Origin of the sequence: Sphingopyxis sp. BSNA05 (assembly GCF_013265645.1) — a bacterium.
In the GTDB taxonomy this organism is placed as follows: Bacteria; Pseudomonadota; Alphaproteobacteria; order Sphingomonadales; family Sphingomonadaceae; genus Parasphingorhabdus.
This window is the reverse complement of sequence record NZ_PYIA01000170.1, coordinates 1-20,239: the sequence shown is the minus strand read 5'-3', so window position 1 is coordinate 20,239 and position 20,239 is coordinate 1. Positions and strand designations below refer to the sequence as shown.

Sequence of the window (20,239 nt, the reverse complement as noted above, 5' to 3'; positions counted from 1 at the left end):
AAAAATTTACACGACGCGAAACCGATTATGGTTCAGGAGCATTGTGGCGCTATGCGCAGAATGTGGGGCCGGCCTATCAGGGTGCGGTGACCCATCCGGGAGCCAAGGCTGAAAAACATGTCTATGCGGATATCTAATATTGTCGCTGTAACCCTCTTGCTGACAGCCTGCGAGAACAGGCCGGACAATGAAGTGCTCGCCCAAGCGGAAAAACGGGCGGCAGAACGGGCGGTTGACGACGGAAAGATCGAATGCGCGATCAATGGCGAAAGCGATTTTTCCCGGGACTGCTTCACCGAAAGACTGAGCGGCGAGGGCAGGGTGACGATGATCATCCGCCATCCCGATGGCGGCTTTCGCCGGTTCAACGTCCTGACCGACGGCCACGGCCTGGAAGCCGCCGACGGTTTTGACAAGGCTCGTGTCTCGATCGTCGAGGATGGCAAGATCATGGTCAGCGTCGGTCCCGACAAATATCTGCTGCCGGCACAGATCAGACCCGCTGCCGGCGCAACGGCCAACGCTCAAGAAGAACCGGTCCAGGCCGGAAACTAGAGGCGCGCTTGATCAATCACGGGAATATATTGACCGCCGCTGAAATGAAGCGGGCGGAACAGGCGCTGATCGACTCCGGAATTTCGGTCGAGGAACTGATGCGTCGCGCCGGCCAGGGGGTCGCTCAGATGATCTGGCGGATTGCCGCCGACATGCCGACTGTGGTGCTCTGCGGCCCGGGCAATAATGGCGGCGACGGTTATGTCATCGCCCAGTGGTTGCTCGAAAAAGGCGTCGATGTCAGCGTTGCCGCCCCGCTTGAACCTGCGACCGAAGCGGCGCGGCATGCCAGGTCGTTGTGGCAGGGCAAGGCCGTAAGTCTGCACGATGCGCAGCCGGCCGCACAATTTGTCGACTGTCTCTTCGGTACCGGCCTCACCCGCGCCGTCGGTGAAGACTGGTTCGCCGATTTCACACGCCTGTACGCCGGGGCGAAGCGGCGGGTCGCGATCGATCTGCCCAGCGGGGTCGAATCCGATCACGGGACTCTGCTCAACGATGTGCCGGCATTTGATACGACCATTGCGCTCGGGGCTTGCAAGCCCTCGCATTATCTCGAACCGGCGCGCTCGAAAATGGGCGATCTGGTCAGCATCGATATCGGCATATCGGCGGACAGCAATCTGGAAATATTGCCGAAACCGCGGATATCCGGACCGACATCGCGGGATCATAAATATAGCCGCGGTCTGGTTGCCGTGGTCGCCGGCGCGATGACCGGCGCCGCGCAACTCACTGCGATGGCGGCCCAGAAAGCGGGGGCGGGCTATGTTAAAATTTTGCGCCCTCCGGCTTTTCATCGCCGCATCCCAGTATCGTGGTCGAGACCGTGCAGGACATGGCGGATCTGCAGCTAAAGCTTTCCGACAAGCGCATTTCCGCAATCATCCTCGGTCCCGGCCTGGGCCGGGATGGCCGGGCGAAGGAGCTTCTGACAATCGCATTGGCAGCCGATGCACCGCTGGTGATTGATGCCGACGCGCTGACCGTTGCCGGACCGCAATTCACCGATCTTGTGAAAGGGCGTTCTGCCGAGACGATCGCGACTCCCCATGGCGGAGAATTCGCTGCCCTGACGGGACGCGCGCCCGAGCATAAAATCGAGGACAGCCGGCAACTCGCGCAGCAGTCCGGATGCAGCATTTTGCTGAAGGGCTCGGATACGGTGATCGCCGGTCCTGACGGCAAGGCATCGATATCAGCCCAGGACTGCCCGTGGCTGTCCACGGCGGGTACCGGTGACATATTGGCCGGGATCATCGCAAGTCGCTTGGCAACGGGCCTGAGTGCTTATAAGGCAGCCTGCGAAGGCCAGTGGCTGCACAGCCGGGCCGGACAACTGGCCGGCGCCGCTTTTACGCCGGAAATGCTTGTCGACCAGATCCCCGCCAGCTTGCAGGAATGTTTATGACCGCGACCGCCGATCCAGACCTGATCATTCGCGTCGCCGCGAAGGGGGACGGCGTGACCGCCGATGGCCGCCATATTGCCTTTTCCGCTCCGCTCGACCGGTTGAACGACGAAGGGGGCCTGATCAAGGGGCCGCATCATGTCGAGCCGCCCTGCCAGCATTTCCAGTCCTGTGGCGGCTGCAGCCTGCAACATCTCGATGCCGAGAGCTACGCCCGCTTTCTCACCGAGCGCGTGGCCTATGCGCTGGAAGGACAGGGGCTGGTGGCCGGAAAGCTCCACCCGCCGCAGATTTCGCAACCCAGAACCCGGATTCGCGCCAGCCTGCGCGCGGCCAAGCTCGGCGACCAGTTCAAGCTCGGGTTCAGCGGTGCCGGCAGCCACCGCATCGTCGACCTCAAGCAATGCGAGATCATGGCACCGGAACTGTTCGCGCTGCTCGCGCCGCTCCGGACCTTTCTCAAAAAAGCTTCCCGCCGCAAACATGACATGAATATCGAGATGACCCTCGTCGATCAGGGTATCGATTTGCTGATCGGCAATTACGAGCCGGAAGGTCTGGAACAGCGGGAAGCCCTGTCCGCCTTTGCCCAGGCCAATGGTCTCGCGCGTCTGTCGGTCGATGGCGGCTATGGTCCGGAAACCCAGTGGGAGCCGGAGCCGGTGACGGTCACGCTGGGCGGCACCGTGGTCAGCTTTCCGCACAGCAGCTTCCTGCAGCCGACACGGGAAGGCCAGCAGGCGCTGGTTGCCGCCATGCTGGAAGCGGTCGGCGAGGCGCGTCTGGTTGCTGACCTGTTCGCCGGTCTGGGTACGTTCACGCTTGCTCTGGGCCCGGACCAGAAAGTCTACGCCGCCGAAGGCGCGCGGGATGCGATCGGTTCGCTGAAAATGGCGGCCAACCATTCGACTCGCCAGATTTTCTGCGAGCATCGCGATCTGTTCCGGCGGCCGCTAAGCGTCGAGGAACTGAACCGCTTCAATGCCGTGATTCTCGATCCGCCACGCGCCGGTGCACGCGAACAGATATTGCAACTGGCCCAGTCCGATGTCGCGAAAATCTGTTATATCAGCTGCAATCCCGCCAGTTTCGCGCGCGATGCGAAACAGCTTTGCGATGCCGGCTACAAGCTCGACCAGGTCTGGCCGGTGGGCCAGTTCCTCTGGTCGACCCATGTCGAGCTTGTCTCCAGCTTCAGCCGCTAGCCAGGCCCGCAAGGGGCAAGCCCCCCTGCAGGACCGTCCTCATCTAGTGAAAGACGGCAAGCGCCGCGTGGATGGCCAGCGCTATAATGCACAGGCTGGACAGCGCGAAGGCCGAAAAGCGGAAGATCACGCGGTTGCTGGTGACCTGGATCAGGCTGTGCACAACGCGCAGACCGACATAGATCCAGGCAATGGTCAGGTTCAGTCCATAATCCTGTCCGGCGAGGATCAGCACCACGCATATCGCATAGAATAGCGTCGGTTCGGTCAGGAGATGGTTATAATTATGCGCCTTCCACTGCACTTCCGGCGGCAGCAGTTCGTCGAGATCGCCGCCTTTGCCACCGACCAGATTCGCAGTGTCGATCTTGGCCTTGTTCATCGCCGGAATCCGCGTGACATACATCCACAGCCAGATCAGCATGGTCCATAGAATGAGCGCAACCATCGGTTGCAGCAAGGGGCTGTTGTCCATAAATTTTCCTCCCGAATATTGTTAAATGCTAGAAAAGCGTGGCCCACAGGGCGTTGACCGCCATGATGAGCAGGCAGATGGTTGATAATATGAAGAGCAGAAAGCGGACTTTCACCAGATTGACCGTCGCCTGCCAGATGCTGTGAATGATCCGGATGATCGCATAGGCCCAGGCCAGATAGAGATTCATCCCGTGGCCTGCGCCGGTCATGGCCAGAATTACGACCGTGGCATAGAAAAGCGTCGGCTGTTCCATCAAATGGGTGTAATTGTGGGACTTCCAGTTCACCTTGTCGGGGATCACCCCTTCCAGATCGCTGCCCCGGCCGCCCGGCTTGGCGCTCGCCAGATCCGCGCCGGATTTCGCCATCGCGGGAAATCTTGTCCCCGCCATCCAGAGCAGCATGATCAGAGACCATAAGACCAGCACGGCCGCCGGTGCCAAAATCGCAATATCCATGATTCTTGTCCTCCCGAAACCGGAAGAAATTGCGTCAACTGTAACCGATTGTCAATTGCAACCCAGTTTGCGGTTCAGGCGCTCGGAAAGGACACCACATTGTCGCGATCGGACCGGTCGAGATTTTCACCGACATAGAGGCTGGCCATCGGCTCGTCGGCGACATCATATTCCTCGCTGCTGCCATAGCCGTTGAACTTGGTCCGCATCGCCGAGCCATAGGCGCCGATCATGCCGATCTCGATATAGTCACCGGCCTTGATGCTGTCGGGCAGGACGAAGGGGCCGGCCATGAAATCCATGTCATCGCAGGTCGGGCCGTAGAAGCTGAAGCCCGTCGTAGCGCCATCAACTTCGTCGGTACCAACCTGGCGTACCGGAAAACGCCAGCCGATATGGGCCGCGTCGAACAGGGTGCCATAGGCGCCGTCATTGATGAACAGTTCGTTGCCGCGACGGCGCTCGACCTTGACCACCAGCGAGCTATATTCGGCCGACAGGCGCGACCGGGTTCGCACCACAGTTCGGCGGAATAGCTGATCGGCAGGTCCTCGAACGTGCGGTCGATGGCGGTGAAATAATGGTTCAGCGAAACCGGTGCCAGATCGGGATAGATGGACGGAAAACCGCCGCCGACATTGACGATGTCTACGGTGACCGACGCGCCGACAATCGCGGTGCGGACCCGCTCCAGAGCATGGACATAGGCGAGCGGCGTCATCGCCTGGCTGCCGACGTGAAAGCAGATGCCGAGGCAGTCGGCCCGCTGCCGCGCACGCTGCAGCAGTTCGGCCGATTCATCGACATCGATACCGAATTTCGAAGCAAGGCTGATTTCGGCAAATTCCGAAGCCACGCGAATCCGGACGCAAAGCGTCAGGTCTTCGGCATTGCCGGTGCCAAGCTCGATCTTCTCCAGCTCCTCGATGCTGTCGAGCGAGAAAATCCGCACGCCGTGCTCGTGATAGGCTTCGCGCACCGAGGCCAATTGCTTGACCGGATTCATATAGCAGAGCGTTGCTTCGGGCAGCGCCGCGCGGACGATCCGCACTTCGTCGATCGAGGCGACGTCGAAATGGGTGACGCCTTCTTCCCACAGCAGCTGCAGCAATGTCGGTGAGGGATTCGCCTTCACCGCATAGAGCGACTTGCCGGGAAACTGCTCGACGAAATAGCGCGCAGCACGACGGGCAGCGTGTGGCCGGTTTAGCAAAACTGGAATATCGGGGCTGAGAGCCCTCGTTAGCTCCTCAGCATCATGGTAATAGTGCAACTCAAGGGACCCCCTATCGGCTAAGATCGATTGAGCTGCCTTGCGGATTCGCAAGCGGCCATGGGGCAGCGAAGCGCGGCTATATGGCCGCTGGATTAATCTGTAAAGACCTGCATTTACAGAATTTGCCACAACAGGTCAATTTTCTAGCTCAAACGGTCACGAAATGTCGACCAGTCGAAGTTTTTGACACATTTCAGCTCGTCATTTTCACTGTTCCACAGCCAGATCGAGGGCAGGGGAACACCGTTGAACGTGTTCGTCTTGACCATCGAATAATGCGCCTGATCGAGAAAGGCGATCCGCTGCCCGACATGCGGCTCAACGGGCAGGATATAATCACCGATGATGTCGCCTGCAAGACAGCTGGGGCCGCCGAGACGAACGGCCGTGCCTTCGCTTCGCTCTCCCAGCATCGCCGGGCGATAGGGCGCCTCGATCACGTCCGGCATATGGCAGGTCGCCGAGATATCGGTGATCCCGACCGGCATGCCATTGTCGAAGACATCCAGTATCTCGCCGACCAGGATCCCGGCATCGAGCGCCACGGCCTCGCCCGGCTCGAGATAGATGTCGCAACCCGACCGCGCTTCCAGATCTTTCAGGAAACCCACCAGCGCCTCGCGATCATAATCGTCGCGCGTGATATGGTGCCCGCCACCCAGATTGATCCATTTGAGCGAGCCGAAATGCGGCGCAATAAACGGCTCAACCTTCTCCCACGTCCTTTGCAGCGCGTCGAAGCCCTGTTCGCACAGGTTATGAAAGTGGATGCCGCTCAAAAGTTGGAAATGCTCTGGTGCCAGCTGGCTGATCGGGAAGCCGAGGCGGCTGTGGGGCTGGCTCGGATCATATTTTTCGGTTTCGCCCAGCGGGATTTGCGGATTGATTCTTAATCCAATTTCTAAACTATCGAGTGCAATATCCTGATTGGAATCACTTTTCCATCGCTCAATCTGCGACGGATTGTTGAACGTAATATGTTCCGAAATCTGGCTTAGTTCGGCCAGATCGTCAGCTTTATAAGCAGGAGAATAGGTGCTGATCGGCCCGCGGAAATGTTCCTTCGCAAGCCGCGCCTCCCAAAGACCTGAAGCGCAATAGCCATCAAGATATTCATCGATCAGCGGCGCCAGAGACCACATGGAAAAGGCCTTCAGCGCCAGCAGGACCTTCGCCCCGGATCGTTCCCTGATATCCGCCAATATCGCCAGATTCCGCCGCACAGCAGCCTCATCCACGACAAAGGCGGGCGAGGGCACGCGGCCCAGATCAAAATGCGCAAAAGCGCCGGGATCGCCTGCCTTGGTCTCCATCCTAGAAAGCCAAAGGTGCTTCCAATTCTTCCAATGTCCATGGCAGGCCATGCTCGTTCAGCATCGCCATGAACGGATCCGGATCGAATTCTTCCATGTTGAAAACGCCATCGCCCTTCCACTGGCCGGACAGCATCATCGCCGCGCCGATCATCGCCGGAACGCCGGTGGTATAGCTGACACCCTGGTTGCCGGTTTCCTCGAACGCCGCTTCATGACTGCAGATATTCTTGACGTAGAGCGTCTTCTCGACGCCGTCTTTCACGCCAGTGGCAATCACGCCGATATTGGTATTGCCCTTGGTCGTCTCGCCGAGGCTGGCCGGTTCCGGCAGCACAGCTTTCAGGAACTGGAGCGGGATGATCTCGCGGCCTTCGTACATCACCGGATCAATCCGTGTCATGCCGACATTTTGCAGCACTTCGAGATGGGTCAGATAAGCGTCGCCAAAGGTCATCCAGAAGCGAATCCGCTGGATTTCCGGGAGATGCGTCTTCAGCGACTCGATTTCCTCGTGATACATCAGATACATATCTTCGGACCGACGGCCTCGAAATCAAATTCCTGCTTCTGGGTCAGCGCCGGTCCCTCGACCCACTGGCCATTCTCCCAATGCCGCGAATTCGCGGTGACTTCCCGGATGTTGATCTCGGGATTGAAATTGGTGGCGAAATGCTGGCCATGGTCGCCGCCGTTGCAGTCGAGAATGTCGAGCGTGTCGATCCGGTCGAAATGATGCTTCTTCAGCCAGCAGGTGAACACGCTGGTCACGCCCGGATCAAAGCCGGAACCGAGCAGCGCCATGATTCCCGTATCCTTGAACCGGTCCTGATAATCCCACTGCCATTTATATTCGAACTTGGCTTCGTCGCGCGGTTCATAATTGGCGGTATCGAGATAGTCCGTCTTGGTCGCGAGGCACGCATCCATGATCGGCAAATCCTGATAGGGCAGCGCCAGATTGACCACCAGATCGGGCTTTTCCCGCTCGATCAGCGCGGTCAGTGCCGGAACATCGTCGGCGTCAATCTGCGACGTGGATATCGCCACGCCGGTCCGCTCTTTGACCGACTCGGCAATCGCTTCGCATTTCGACAAGGTGCGACTGGCCAAGATGATCTCGGTGAAGGGGCCGTTGCCCGCTGCAATCAGCTGCGCCATTTTATGCACCGCTACCGAACTGACGCCGCCGGCGCCGATCACCAAAATTTTACCCATGATTTTCACTCTAAATGCTGGAGAAATGAGAAACCCGCATATAGGGAGAGACTATGACAGAGCAAGACCTGATGGACCCGCAACGGCAACCCACTCTGGCAGGGGTGGAGCGAGCCGCACAGAAAATCGGCGCGATATTGCCCGCTACGCCGCTGTTGCCACTGGAAATTGACGGCACGACAATCTGGTGCAAGGCGGAATGCTTGCAACCGATCGGTGCGTTCAAGATCCGCGGTGGCTGGCACCGATTGACCGACCTTGACGACGATCAGAAGAAGCGCGGAGTTATCGGATTCTCCAGTGGCAATCACGCGCAGGGCGTGGCTTGGGCTGCCCGGGAACTGAATATATCGGCAACGATCATCATGCCCGAGGATGCGCCCAAAGCAAAACTGGAGAACACCAGGGCGATGGGGTCCAAGGTCATCACCTACGATCGGATGAGCGGTGACCGGGTGCAACTGGCGGCTGATCTGTCGGAGGAAACCGGCGCCATCGTGGTGCCCAGCTTCGATGACCCGTGGATCGTCGAAGGGCAGGGCAGTTGCGGTATCGAGATACGCGAGCAGATGCTGGCGCAAACCGGATATCAGCCGGATCAGCTGGTCATCTGTTGCGGCGGTGGTGGCCTCGCCAGCGGCACGGCTTTGGCCAATCCCGATGCCAAAATCATGGTCGTCGAACCCGAAGGCTGGGACGACATGAAACGCTCGCTGGAAAGTGGAGCAATCGTGCCGGTCGGAGATAACCCGCCCGCGACGGATTGCGACGCGTTGCAGACGCTCAGCGTAGCTCCAATCACGTTCAACATTCTGAGCAATCGCGGCGCGACAGGGATCGCAGTCTCCGCCGCCGAGGTACATCACGCGATGCGGGCCGCATTCGAGAAATTGCGCCTGGTCGTGGAACCGGGCGGTGCGGTTGCGCTGGCTGCCATTCTTGCCGGCAAGGTCGGGCTGACCGACCGGACCGCCATCACCCTGTCCGGCGGCAATGTCGACCGTCAGCGGTTCGCGGACATCATCGCGGATGGCTAGGGCCTGATATTTCTTTCCTACACCGGTTCTTATGGCCTATCTTCTGGCGATTTCGATTCAGGCTCTTTGACAATTTGGATAGATGATAGCGCCAGTGCCGGTCCGCGCGCGAAACCACCCTGAATTTGATGCCGATCTGGAAGGTTACACTCGGTAACCAGCGGCAGAACGAAAATGGCAGGAATTCTGCGGACTGGAGCCAAAGGTCGCAGAAAAGAAAAGCGCGCGCTTGTGTAAAGTTCTGGCGAGTCTTTTGCGCACGGCAATACAGCGAAGATCAATCGGGAGATTATTCCGATGATTTCATGGCAATGCGGAACAGCTGATCCGGAGGCTAGGCGGCGATCGCCCGTTCGAGATCCATCCGGCTCCAGATTTCCACCAGCGCCTTGGTCAGATCAACCATCATCGCTTCGCTATGCGCCGGACCGGGGGTGAAGCGCAGGCGTTCCGTGCCGCGCGGTACGGTCGGATAATTGATCGGTTGCACATAGACGCCATATTCGGCGAGCAATATGTCGCTGATTTTCTTGGCCTTGACCGGATCGCCCACTTGCAGCGGAACGATATGGGTCGAGGAATCCATCACCGGCAGACCGGCATCGGCAAACAGGTCCTTGAGAGTCTGCGCGGCGGCCTGTTGACCATCGCGTTCCGCGGTCGACTGTTTCAAATGACGGATACTAGCCAGCGCGCCCGCTACAAGCACAGGCGACAGGCTGGTGGTGAAGATGAAACCGGGAGCATAGGACCGGATCACATCGACGATCTTCTGATCTGCAGCGATATAGCCGCCCATCACGCCAACGGCTTTGGCCAATGTGCCCTCGATGATCGTAATTCGCTCGGCCGCTGTGTCACGTTCGGAAATTCCGCCGCCGCGCTTGCCGTACATGCCGACCGCATGAACTTCGTCGCAATAGGTGAGCGCGTTATATTTGTCGGCCAGATCGCAAATCGCATGCAGGGGCGCAACATCGCCATCCATTGAATAGATGCTTTCAAAGGCAATCAGCTTTGGTGCTTCGGGATCTTCGGCGGCCAGCAATTCTTCGAGATGCTCGAGGTCATTGTGCCGGAACACCCGCTTTTCGCAGCCGCTGTTCTTGATACCGGCGATCATCGACGCGTGATTCAACTCGTCGGAAAAGATGATGCAGCCTGGCAGAACCTTGGTCAACGTAGACAGCGTCGCTTCGTTTGACACATAGCCCGAGGTGAAGAGCAGCGCGGAGGATTTGCCATGCCAGTCGGCCAGCTCGCGCTCCAGCTGGATATGATAATGGGTGTTGCCGCCGATATTACGGGTGCCGCCCGAGCCGGCTCCGACATCGTGCAGCGCTTCTTCCATCGCAGCAATCACATCGGGATGCTGGCCCATTGCGAGATAATCGTTGGAGCACCAGACGGTGACCGGTTGCGGGCCGTTGTGATGCGCGAAACAGCGGGCATTGGGGAAGGATCCCTTGTTGCGCAGAATATCGATGAATACCCGGTAGCGGCCCTCGGCATGCAGCCGGTCAATCGCTTGCGAAAAGATTTTATCGTAGTCCACTATGCACCAAATCCTGCGTCAAATCTGTGTTTGCTGTTTTCTTGAAATGGCCTTTAGCGGCCTTTTCTCACAATTTCCAGCGAGAACCACTCGCAATAAGGGTTGTTCGCCATAGGCTTACAGTTTTTCGAACCGGCTTATCCCATATTCCGCGAAGGCAGGGCGATAGGCTTCGATTTCGGCCATCTCGCCCGTGGTCACAAATATGCCGTCCGTTCTTTCGTCCGGCCATATGGTGTTTATTGTCAGATAGGCAATGCGGCGCGCGATGCCCTGGGCGCCATCGATAAACTGGACAGGCCGTCCCGCCGCGCTCGCCAGTTCCTCGCGCAACAGGGGGAAATGCGTACAGGCGAGGATCACCGTATCCAGCTCTGTGCCTCCCGCCTGACCGATCAAGCCCGACATGGCTTCTTCTATCGACCGGACATCCGGCTGCTCCCCGCGCAGCTTGGCCTCGGCGGCATAGACCAGTTCGGGAGCCGCGTGGCGAAGCAATAGCTTGTCTGCGGCAAAATCTGTGGCAAGGCGGTCGACATAGGGTTGCCGGATGGTTGCTCTGGTCCCGAGAAGGCCGATGACGCCGGTTCTGGTCATTTCGCTCGCCGGCTTGATTGCGGGCACCGTCCCGACCACCGGAATATCGAGGGCGGACCGGACATGATCGAGCGCGATAGTTGAAGCTGTGTTGCAGGCAATGGTTACCAGTTGCGGCTTGTAACGTTCGACCAGACGTCCGAGCAGCGCTGGTACGCGCGCCGCCAGTTCAGCTTCGGATTTCATGCCATAGGGCAGGCCGGCATAATCCGCCGCGTAGACGATCGGCGCATTGGGCAGCAGCTTCACTGTTTCGCCCAGAACGGACAACCCTCCGACGCCGGTGTCAAAAATAACAGGGGAGGGCATTTGCCAGGCTGCGCTTCGTTCATATTGTGCCCATAGCCAGAATAGCATGGCGACGGCAACCGCTTCGGTTCGTCTGACAGGCGGTTGGCCTTGGCCGTTTTTTGGGCGAGATACTTGCTCATCATCTGCTGTGAATATAGCGCCGTTCGAAATAGGGGTATTTTCGGTGCAGTATATGTGGATAGAACCAATATTGGCGTTGTTGCTCGGCTATTTGCTGGGCTCGGTTCCGTTTGGCCTTGTGTTGACGCATCTCTCCGGTGGCGGTGATCTCCGTCAGACCGGATCCGGCAACATCGGTGCCACCAATGTTTTGCGCACCGGCAACAAGGGGCTGGCCGCCCTGACCCTGTTGCTGGATATCGGCAAGGGATATGCGGCTGTCTTCATCGCGCTACAGGTTTCCGATGGATTGACGGTTCTGGCCGGGCTGGGCGCCTTTCTGGGCCATCTTTATCCGATATGGCTCAAATTTAACGGCGGCAAAGGCGTGGCGACGCTGCTCGGTGTCGTGACGGCGCTGATTCCCATGGCGGGGTTGATATTTGCGGTCACATGGCTTGGTTCGCTGGCGATTTGGCGTTACTCTTCCGTTAGCGGAATGATCGCCGCGATATCGGTGCCGGTGTCGGCCTTCTTTCTGGGTGAATATGCAATAATGCCCATGTTCATTGGTTTGGCCTTGCTGGTTTTGTGGAAGCATCGATCCAATATCGAGCGCTTGATCGCAGGCGAAGAACCGAAAGTCGGAGCGTCAAAAAAGGCCTGAAGTGAATGGGAGAAAGCCAGGAAGCGTTTGACCGACTCCGGCTTATCCGATCCGAAAATATCGGCCCAGTTACCTATCAGCAACTGATCAGGCGTTTCGGAACCGCAGCGCGCGCGCTGGAGGCGATCCCCGATCTGGCCGCTCGTGGCGGCGGTCGGACACCCCAAATAGCTGACGCCAGACGAATTGACGCGGAACTGCAGTCGATTCGCAATCTGGGGGCAGAATGTCTGTTTCTCGGTGATGCAGCTTACCCGGTGTTGCTGGCAGAGCTTGGCAACCCGCCGCCGGTCCTGCTGTGGCAAGGCCGGCTCGGGCTTTGCAAAGCCCATGGTCGCGATGGTTGGGGCCAGAAATGCTTCGGCTGCTGCTTGTCGGTTCGCTCGCGACTTGGCCAACAGCCTTGCCGAGGCAGGGATTTCCATCGTGTCGGGGCTGGCAAAGGGTATCGATACCGCTGCCCATCAAGGCTCGCTGGGCAAGGCCACGATTGCTGTCATCGCGGGTGGGCTGGATGTCTTCTATCCACCGGAAAACGAGGGCCTGCAGCGGACGATAGCAGAATGCGGTCTGTTGCTGGCAGAACAGCCGCCGGGGATCGAACCTCGCGCCCGTCATTTCCCCTATCGCAACCGGATCATTGCTGGTCTGGCGAGAGGGACTGTGGTCATCGAAGCGGCCCCACGCTCCGGGTCATTGATCACGGCAAGGCTGGCGGCAGAAGCCGGTCGACAGGTCATGGCCGTGCCCGGCTCGCCGCTGGATCCGAGATCGAGAGGCTGTAACATGCTGATCCGCGAGGGCGCGACCCTGATCCAGTCGGTGGACGATATTCTGGAATTGATTCGCCATTTCGATGATCGGGCAGAGGCCGCGAATCACGGGAATGAACTGCGCTCCAATCGGGAAGATGCCATCCTGTACGAAGCCGCTGTGACGGATCTGGATGGCTCGGAGCGGACGCCAGTGCTCGAATTGCTCGGGATGACGCCGGTTGCGGTTGATGAACTGGTCAGGCAGTCAGGACTGGCCGCGCCAACGGTGCAGTTGGCGCTGCTTGAACTGGAACTGGCCGGTCGACTGACGCGTCATGCCGGTGCCCGGGTCAGCCTCACAAACTGATCGCTGGTGGACAGGCTGGTTTTCAATCGCCATTGACAAAATTCTTCAATCAGGGCCTTGACCTAGACCCAATCCCTGCCACAGCCTCGCGCGTATACGTGAGAACAGAGAAAATCGGAACATATGCAGCTAGTTATCGTCGAGTCACCCGCCAAAGCCAAAACCATCGAAAAATATCTGGGATCGGATTTCAAGGTGTTGGCGTCCTACGGCCATATTCGCGACCTTCCACCCAAGGATGGTTCGGTCGATCCGGACGAGGGATTTGCCATGACCTGGCAGAACTATCCCGACAAGGCGAAGCAACTGAAAGAGATCACCGCCGAGTCGAAGAAAGCGACGCGATTGATCCTCGCGACCGACCCTGACCGCGAAGGTGAGGCGATCAGCTGGCACGTTCAGGAAGTGCTGCGGAACAAGAAAGCGCTTCCCGAAAAGGTCGACCGTGTCACGTTCAATGCAATTACCAAAGCTGCGGTGACGGATGCGATGGCGCATCCCCGCTCGCTGGATGAAGATCTGATCGACGCCTATCGCGCTCGCCGGGCTCTGGACTATCTCGTGGGCTTTACCTTGTCGCCGGTATTGTGGCGCAAGTTGCCTGGCGCGAAATCTGCGGGCCGCGTGCAATCGGTCTCGCTTCGACTAATCGTTGAACGGGAACGGGAGATAGAGGCCTTCAAACCGCAGGAATACTGGTCTGTCAGCGCGCAGATGGAGCAGGGCGGTCAGGCGTTTGAAGCCCGGCTGACGATCCATGACGGCAAGAAACTCGGCAAAATGGATCTGGCGACGGAAGAGCAGGCGATGCTTGCAAAGGCCGCCGTTGAAAATGGCTTGTTCACGGTCGAATCGATCGAAACCAAGCCGCTTACCCGCAATCCGCCGCCGCCGTTCACCACTTCGACCCTGCAACAGGAAGCAGCGCGCAAGCTCGGCTATTCTGCCAGTCATACCATGCGGATTGCCCAGCAACTTTATGAAGACGGCGCGATTACCTATATGCGAACCGACGGCGTCCAGATGGACGGTAGCGCCATTTCTGCCGCGCGCAAGGCGATCACCGATCGCTATGACGCCAGCTATGTTCCGGACAGTCCGCGGATTTACAAATCCAAGGCAAAAATGCGCAGGAAGCGCATGAAGCGATACGTCCGACCAGCTTCTCCAAGCGGACCGTCGGAAGCGGCGATCATGCGAAGCTTTACGATTTGATTCTCAAGCGTGCGATGGCCAGCCAGATGGCGTCGGCCCGGCTCGAACGCACCACCGTTGAAATGCTCGATGGCACCGGTAAAACCGGCCTCAGGGCAAACGGACAGGTCGTAAAATTCCCGGGTTTCCTGGCGCTTTACGAAGAAGGTCGCGATGACGACAAGGATGATGATGGCGGCTTGCTGCCAGCCATGTCCAAAGGCGACAGCCCAGCGAAGAAATCCGTCGATGCTTCCCAGCATTTCACCCAGCCTCCACCGCGCTACAGCGAAGCCAGCCTGGTCAAGAAGATGGAAGAACTGGGTATTGGACGGCCATCGACCTATGCATCGATCATCAAGACGCTAAAGGACCGAGCCTATGTCCGGATCGAGAAAAACCGCTTTTTGCTGAGGAAAGCGGGCGGCTGCTGACTGGCTTTCTCGAACGTTTCTTCGATCGCTATGTAGCCTATGACTATACCGCGGGTCTCGAGGATGAACTCGACGAAGTCAGCGGAGGGCGCGCGCAATGGCAGGCCATTCTGGAAGCTTTCTGGCACGATTTCAAACCGAAGACGGTTGAAGTTATGGAGAAACTTCCTTCGGAAGTTACCGCGGAACTGGACACGTTCCTCAGCGATTATCTGTTTCCCGAAAAGGAAGACGGCACCGACCCGCGACTTTGCCCGCGTTGCAACGAAGGCAAGTTGGCGCTGCGTGGTGGTCGTTTCGGTGCATTTGTCGCCTGTTCCAACTATCCGGAATGCAAGTTCACCCGGCGTTTCGCGCAGGGCGGTGGCGCCAATGCGGATGCGGATGAGGGCCCGCAGGAACTGGGTGTCGATCCCGACAGTGACGAGAAAATCACCAAGAAGGTCGGGCGCTTCGGACCCTATGTCGAAAAAGGGGAGGGAAAGGAGGCCAAGCGTTCTTCCATACCCAAGGATATCCCGGCCGACGAATTTGGCCTCGAATGGGCTGTGAAGCTGCTTTCGTTGCCTCGCGAAGTTGGCAAGCACCCGGAAACCAGCGAACCCGTGATGGCGCAAATCGGTCGCTATGGTCCTTATCTGAGCCATGATGGCAAATCAGCGCGTCTCGAAAGCACCATGGAAGTGTTCGAAATCGGCATGAACGCTGCCGTCGCCAAATTGGCGGATGCTGCCAAAAATGGCGGTGGTCGTGGCCGGGGCAAGATGGAGCCGCTCAAGATCATGGGCAAGCATCCGCGCACCGAGTCCGAGATCAAGCTGATGGATGGCCGCTATGGTCCTTATGTCACTGATGGCACAACCAATGCGTCCCTGCCGAAGACGGTCGACAAAGATCAGCTGACACTGGAAGAAGCGGCACAGCTGATCGATGATCGCGCAGCAAAGGGACCGGCGAAAAAGCGGGCCAAGAAAGCTGCTCCGAAGAAAAAGGCGCCGGCGAAGAAGAAGCCTGCTGCCAAGAAAAACCAGCAGCGAAGAAGAAACCCGCCGCCAAGAAAGCGCCGGCGAAGGCAAAGTCCGAATAAGAAGGGGCCTTGATGGTTTGCCGCGCTTTGCGTCTGCCAGAAGAACGCGAAAGCTGGACAACCCGTTGCAGACTGCGCGGTTCGGCGGACGGGTGAATTTCCGGTCGGCAAACGTGATGCTCTCATTCCGTGGGCCACGAAAACCGAAAGCTAGGCAGCGATTTCCAGACGATTGCGACCACCATGTTTGGCAGCATATAATGCCTTGTCAGCAAGCAATAACATCTCTTTCAGGTCGTGGAACCCGGAGCTGTCGGCCAGTCCTGCGCTTACCGTGACCCCGATGTCGGGCTCAAGCAACCTCGCGTCCATGATGGCGAGACGAAGTCTTTCGACATGTGCTTCCGCCTCTGCAATCGAGCTGTTGGGCATCAGCATCAGGAACTCCTCACCGCCAATTCGGCCAATCAGATGATTTCGGGATTTGGTGCGCTTACAGATCTTGCCGATCATCCGGAGAATATCGTCTCCGACAGCGTGGCCGAACTGGTCGTTCACCGACTTGAAATTGTCGACATCGAAAATTGCGATTGAAAAGGTCCTGTTACCCTTTTGGGCGCGGTGCAGAGCTTGCTCACATTGCTCCATGACATGGCGACGGGAGGAAAGGCCGGTCAATTCGTCGCGGGCGAGCAGACGCATTTTCTGCAACTTGGCCTCTTCCGCTTTCCGATGGTCTTTCTCGGCCAGGATGCGCAGTAGCTTTTCGTTTTCAATGATCTTCTCGACCTTGCTCTGCCGATCGGCAAGCAGGGACGCAATCGGCAGTGCAAGCATGAGCTGGCTTGCGATATAGGCTTGAAGGACGAAAATCTTGGTGATCTGGTTTGCATCCAGTCCGGCGATCGGACCAAAGCCGGAAAGTGTGAAAATTCTGCCACGATCGCAGCCATGAGGGTGGAGGCCATCCCGCCGAACGGACCGAAGCGGAATACGGCGATGAAAACCGGGATTGCCGTCAGGAATAACAGAGGAACCGCTGACTGAACGAGCGCCACCGCCGAAACGGCAAATACCAGAAACATAATGCCGGCAAACTCGAGCCATCTATGCCCGGGCCATATATATTTTCGGTGCCCGTAATTGTTGCGTGAATGATATTGAAGCAGGGCAGGAATATCAGCAGTCCCAGCAAGTCTGACGCGAACCAGGACAGCCAGGCATTCCCGAACTCCTCAAGGTTGCCCAGAGACGCGGTGGTTGCCGAAATAGCGGTCACCGTGGTCGCAACTATGCCAAACTCGACCAACTGGGCAGGATTATATAATCCGGTCCTCGGAAATCCGAGGCGCACGAGGGCAAGGAACACCAGCACCGCCTCCAGCACGTTGGAGAACGAATAGAGCAGAGCCGTTTCCATCGGAAAACCGGAGAAAAGATTGACCGCAAGGCTCGCGAAGAAAACACTGACGCAGTAGACCGGATGCTCTTTCCGTGGAAAGATCATCAACATGAATACCAGGCTGGCATTGGCGGACCAGAGGGCGGCGAAGCCGCCGGTATAATTGGACGCCGCGATGACAATCAGCGAGTTGATGCAGAAGAGGGCAGCCACTAAAGCAGCGCGCACGGTGATATGGCGCATAGCGGCCAATTCTGATATCCAATTTTGCAAGATCGTCCTCAGTTCAAAACGCAATCCCCCCGCTGAAAACCATCGCCAAAAAAGGCTAATTTATTACTAAGATTTGCTCGATTGAACGCGGAATATGCGCAAGCCGGTCCTGAAATCTCGCGGATCGATGGCGCTGAATCTCATTGCTTGTCACAGCATGGTTGGGTCACAGCGGCCGTCTGCCATGACGATTTCTGAATTCGCCATATTGCAGCAGGCTATTTGACCCAGTCGAGCCCCATATCCTGATAAAGGCTGCGGTCCTCGTCCCAGTTCGCACTGACCTTGACGTGTAGATAAAGATGGACGGGCTTGCCCAATATGCCGGACAGTTCAGCCCGGGCTTTTGCACCGATTTCCTTTATCTGGTGGCCACCCTTGCCAAGAATGATAGCTTTCTGACTCGCCTTTTCGACGAGGATTTGCTGATGGATCTCGAGCGAACCATCAGGGCGCTCCTTATATTGTTCCATCGCGATGGCAGTCGCGTAGGGCAATTCTGCGTGCAACTGCCGAAACACCTGCTCGCGGGTGATCTCCGCCGCTAGTATACGCTCACTGGCATCAGACACCTGATCGGCAGGAAAGTGCCAGGGGCCTTCAGGCATCGCTTCTACCAGGAAGGATCGCAATTCCTCCAGACCGTCGCCGGTTTTGGCGCTGACAAAGAATGTTTCGTCGAAATCAGCCAATTCATGCAGCTTGACGACATGGCCCAGCATCTTGTCCTTGGCGGCAATGTCGACTTTGTTCATGACGAGTATGGTCTTTTCGGAACGATGCTTGATGCGCTCCACGATCGAAGTGACCTTCGTCCCGAGACCGGCGCGTGCATCAACGAGCAGGACGATGATATCGGCGTCTTCCGCGCCCTCCCAAGCAGCGGAGACCATTGCCCGGTCAAGGCGGCGATGCGGTTCGAAAATGCCTGGCGTGTCGACCAGCAGAAGCTGGGTATCGTCCTCGATCGCAATGCCCAAAAGCCGCGTCCTTGTTGTTTGCGGTTTCGAGCTGGTGATCGCGACTTTCTGCCCTACCAGAGCATTGATCAGGGTTGATTTGCCCGCGTTGGGGGCGCCTATCAATGCCACTACGCCGCATTTTTGAATCATGTGAATTTTTCCAGAAATTTCTTGGCCGCTTCGGTTTCAGCTGCCTGGATCGCCGAAGCCGTAGCTTCGACTTCACCAATGTTGTTGACTTGCACCCTAACGGTGAACTTCAGATCGTGATGGGGGCCGCTTTTGTCGACCAGTTCATAGGTCGGGATCTTGCGATTATTGGCCGCAGCCCATTCCTGCAGTGCAGATTTGGGGTGCCTGATATCGGCAACGGTTGTGGTAAAACGGCTTTCCCAATGGTGGAGAATGAAGCTGCGTGCGGTCTCCATGCCATGGTCAATATAGACGGCGCCGATCAGGGACTCCATCACGTCGCCAAGAACCTTCATGCTTTGCCGCGCGCCATCGTCTCGCGCTTGCTTGCCCAGCAGGATGTGATCGCCAACGCCTATCTGCCGTGCGACATCGCCACATACCGAACCGGAAACCAGGCCGTTGAGCCGCTGCGACAATTGGCCTTCGGGTTCCTGCGGAAACTGGTGATAGAGATAATCCGCAATCACCAGCCCCAATACCCGGTCGCCGAGAAATTCCAGGCGTTGATAGTCTTTCTGCCCGTGACTGCCGTGTGTTGCAGCCCGGATATAAAGCTCTGGCGTCTGCGGGCGTTTGCCGGTGATTTCGGCGATCCAGTCAAGAAATTCCGGACGGTTCAAAACCCTTCTCCGATGCGGTTCCAGCGTGCGGCACTGAACCATGTCCATGGCTTGATCCATTCGGCCGATCCATCGGTCGAGAACACAGATATCAGGGCTTTGCCGACAAGATTTTCTTCGGGCACCATTCCGATTGCCTGCCCCTCTTGCGCAGGAAAACGGCTGTCGGCGCTTCGGTCGCGGTTGTCTCCCATCAGAAACATATGGCCTTCCGGGACAACAAATGCCTGCGTGTCATCGCCTTCGCTATTCTCGTATATATCCAGAATATGATAGCTGACGCCGTTGGGCAGCGTTTCCTGAAATTGGGGATAGCGGCACACTGCCGCGCCGTTGCCTGCCGATATTTCAAATTCGGGACGATAACAAGGGCTGTTGGGAGTCACGGGATGTTCGAAATCCGCGATCCTCTTGCGATCAACGGCTGTGCCGTTGATCGACACCACGCCCTTATTAACCTGGACGATGTCACCCGACAGGGCGATCACCCGCTTGATATAATCATCTGTAGCGCTGGGAGGCGCCTTGAACACGACGACATCACCCGGGGTGGGCGAATTGGCCAATATCTGTCCGGGAAACAGGGGAAGGTTGAAGGGCAGGCTATATTTGGAAAAGCCGTAAGGCCACTTCGCCACCAGCAGATAGTCTCCGACGACCAGCCGGGGCTGCATCGATTCTGATGGAATATTGAAGGGAGAGACAATGAAACTCCGCAAGATCAGGATGAACAATGCAAGTTTTACAAGGAACGCGACAAAGTCGCCCGTTTCCGATCGTTCTGCTTTATTTCGCGCCATGGCGCCCCTTCGCCGACAATGGCTGTGACG

The 20,239-nt window shown here is 57.8% G+C and carries 16 protein-coding genes and 4 pseudogenes; 8 read left to right on the top strand and 12 right to left on the bottom strand.

From position 1 onward, the window contains the following. Positions 1-123: 123 nt before the first annotated feature. The 4 genes from C8024_RS19670 to C8024_RS19660 are packed head-to-tail and all read left to right on the top strand — an operon-like array spanning position 124 to position 3,171. Positions 124-555 (top strand): hypothetical protein, encoded by a 432-nt coding sequence (locus C8024_RS19670; RefSeq protein ID WP_173208372.1) that lies wholly within the window; start codon positions 124-126, stop codon positions 553-555. Positions 556-584: 29 nt separating this feature from the next. Continuing rightward, entirely contained in the window at positions 585-1,412 is an 828-nt protein-coding gene (locus C8024_RS22390) for an NAD(P)H-hydrate epimerase (RefSeq protein ID WP_254306139.1), read from the top strand. Then, a complete protein-coding gene (locus C8024_RS22385; RefSeq protein ID WP_254306141.1) occupies positions 1,394-1,966 on the top strand; it encodes an ADP/ATP-dependent (S)-NAD(P)H-hydrate dehydratase in 573 nt (190 codons plus the stop codon). The genes C8024_RS22390 and C8024_RS22385 overlap by 19 nt, the downstream gene beginning before the upstream one ends. After that, positions 1,963-3,171, top strand: a complete 1,209-nt coding sequence (locus C8024_RS19660) for a class I SAM-dependent RNA methyltransferase (RefSeq protein WP_173208370.1) — start codon at positions 1,963-1,965, stop codon at positions 3,169-3,171. Before C8024_RS22385 ends, C8024_RS19660 begins: the two co-directional genes overlap by 4 nt. 43 nt (positions 3,172-3,214) lie before the next feature. Here C8024_RS19660 and C8024_RS19655 read toward each other — a convergent pair whose 3' ends face one another. The 5 genes and pseudogenes from C8024_RS19655 to C8024_RS19635 all read right to left on the bottom strand — a co-directional run bounded on the left by C8024_RS19655 (position 3,215) and on the right by C8024_RS19635 (position 7,913). After that, positions 3,215-3,646, bottom strand: coding sequence for an MAPEG family protein (locus C8024_RS19655; RefSeq protein WP_173208368.1), 432 nt, complete (start codon positions 3,644-3,646; stop codon positions 3,215-3,217). 28 nt (positions 3,647-3,674) lie between these two features. After that, positions 3,675-4,106 (bottom strand): MAPEG family protein, encoded by a 432-nt coding sequence (locus C8024_RS19650; RefSeq protein WP_173208366.1) that lies wholly within the window; start codon positions 4,104-4,106, stop codon positions 3,675-3,677. A 74-nt stretch (positions 4,107-4,180) separates the two neighbouring features. Further along, positions 4,181-5,379, bottom strand: a pseudogene (locus C8024_RS19645) (type III PLP-dependent enzyme). A gap of 146 nt (positions 5,380-5,525) precedes the next feature. Continuing rightward, positions 5,526-6,695, bottom strand: a complete 1,170-nt coding sequence (locus tag C8024_RS19640; protein ID WP_173208364.1) for a carboxynorspermidine decarboxylase — start codon at positions 6,693-6,695, stop codon at positions 5,526-5,528. Position 6,696: 1 nt separating this feature from the next. Then, positions 6,697-7,913 (bottom strand): annotated as a pseudogene (locus C8024_RS19635) (saccharopine dehydrogenase C-terminal domain-containing protein). 53 nt (positions 7,914-7,966) lie between these two features. Here C8024_RS19635 and C8024_RS19630 point away from each other — a divergent pair. Continuing rightward, a complete protein-coding gene (locus C8024_RS19630) occupies positions 7,967-8,950 on the top strand; it encodes a threonine/serine dehydratase (protein WP_254306138.1) in 984 nt (327 codons plus the stop codon). A 334-nt stretch (positions 8,951-9,284) separates the two neighbouring features. Here the strand turns inward: C8024_RS19630 and hemA are convergent, their stop codons facing one another. Together hemA and murI are read right to left on the bottom strand one after the other, a co-directional pair. After that, positions 9,285-10,505: a 5-aminolevulinate synthase gene (gene hemA / locus C8024_RS19625; RefSeq protein ID WP_173208361.1), complete on the bottom strand. Its 1,221-nt coding sequence runs from the start codon at positions 10,503-10,505 to the stop codon at positions 9,285-9,287. A 117-nt stretch (positions 10,506-10,622) separates the two neighbouring features. Further along, on the bottom strand, positions 10,623-11,411 hold the full coding sequence (gene murI / locus C8024_RS19620; RefSeq protein WP_173208358.1) for a glutamate racemase: 789 nt from the start codon (positions 11,409-11,411) through the stop codon (positions 10,623-10,625). A 175-nt stretch (positions 11,412-11,586) separates the two neighbouring features. Between murI and plsY the strand changes: the two genes are divergently transcribed. The 3 genes and pseudogenes from plsY (at position 11,587) to topA (ending at position 16,017) form a co-directional block, all read left to right on the top strand. Beyond that, positions 11,587-12,180: a glycerol-3-phosphate 1-O-acyltransferase PlsY gene (plsY, locus tag C8024_RS19615; protein ID WP_100095683.1), complete on the top strand. Its 594-nt coding sequence runs from the start codon at positions 11,587-11,589 to the stop codon at positions 12,178-12,180. Between the two features lie 5 nt (positions 12,181-12,185). Further along, positions 12,186-13,302: pseudogene (gene dprA, locus C8024_RS19610) on the top strand (DNA-processing protein DprA). A 123-nt stretch (positions 13,303-13,425) separates the two neighbouring features. After that, positions 13,426-16,017, top strand: a pseudogene (gene topA / locus C8024_RS19605) (type I DNA topoisomerase). A gap of 150 nt (positions 16,018-16,167) precedes the next feature. On the opposite strand, the gene C8024_RS19600 reads toward topA, so the two are convergent. The 5 genes from C8024_RS19600 to lepB all read right to left on the bottom strand — a co-directional run bounded on the left by C8024_RS19600 (position 16,168) and on the right by lepB (position 20,209). Further along, the gene (locus tag C8024_RS19600; RefSeq protein WP_173208355.1) at positions 16,168-16,794 is read right to left on the bottom strand and encodes a GGDEF domain-containing protein; all 627 of its coding nucleotides are present in this window, start codon (positions 16,792-16,794) and stop codon (positions 16,168-16,170) included. A gap of 181 nt (positions 16,795-16,975) precedes the next feature. After that, positions 16,976-17,602 (bottom strand): MASE1 domain-containing protein, encoded by a 627-nt coding sequence (locus C8024_RS19595; protein WP_254306140.1) that lies wholly within the window; start codon positions 17,600-17,602, stop codon positions 16,976-16,978. A 248-nt stretch (positions 17,603-17,850) separates the two neighbouring features. After that, positions 17,851-18,744 (bottom strand): GTPase Era, encoded by an 894-nt coding sequence (era, locus tag C8024_RS19590; protein WP_173208349.1) that lies wholly within the window; start codon positions 18,742-18,744, stop codon positions 17,851-17,853. Then, positions 18,741-19,409: a ribonuclease III gene (rnc, locus tag C8024_RS19585; RefSeq protein WP_254306137.1), complete on the bottom strand. Its 669-nt coding sequence runs from the start codon at positions 19,407-19,409 to the stop codon at positions 18,741-18,743. Before rnc ends, era begins: the two co-directional genes overlap by 4 nt. After that, the gene (lepB, locus tag C8024_RS19580; protein ID WP_173208346.1) at positions 19,406-20,209 is read right to left on the bottom strand and encodes a signal peptidase I; all 804 of its coding nucleotides are present in this window, start codon (positions 20,207-20,209) and stop codon (positions 19,406-19,408) included. Before lepB ends, rnc begins: the two co-directional genes overlap by 4 nt. Between the last annotated feature and the right edge of the window lie 30 nt (positions 20,210-20,239).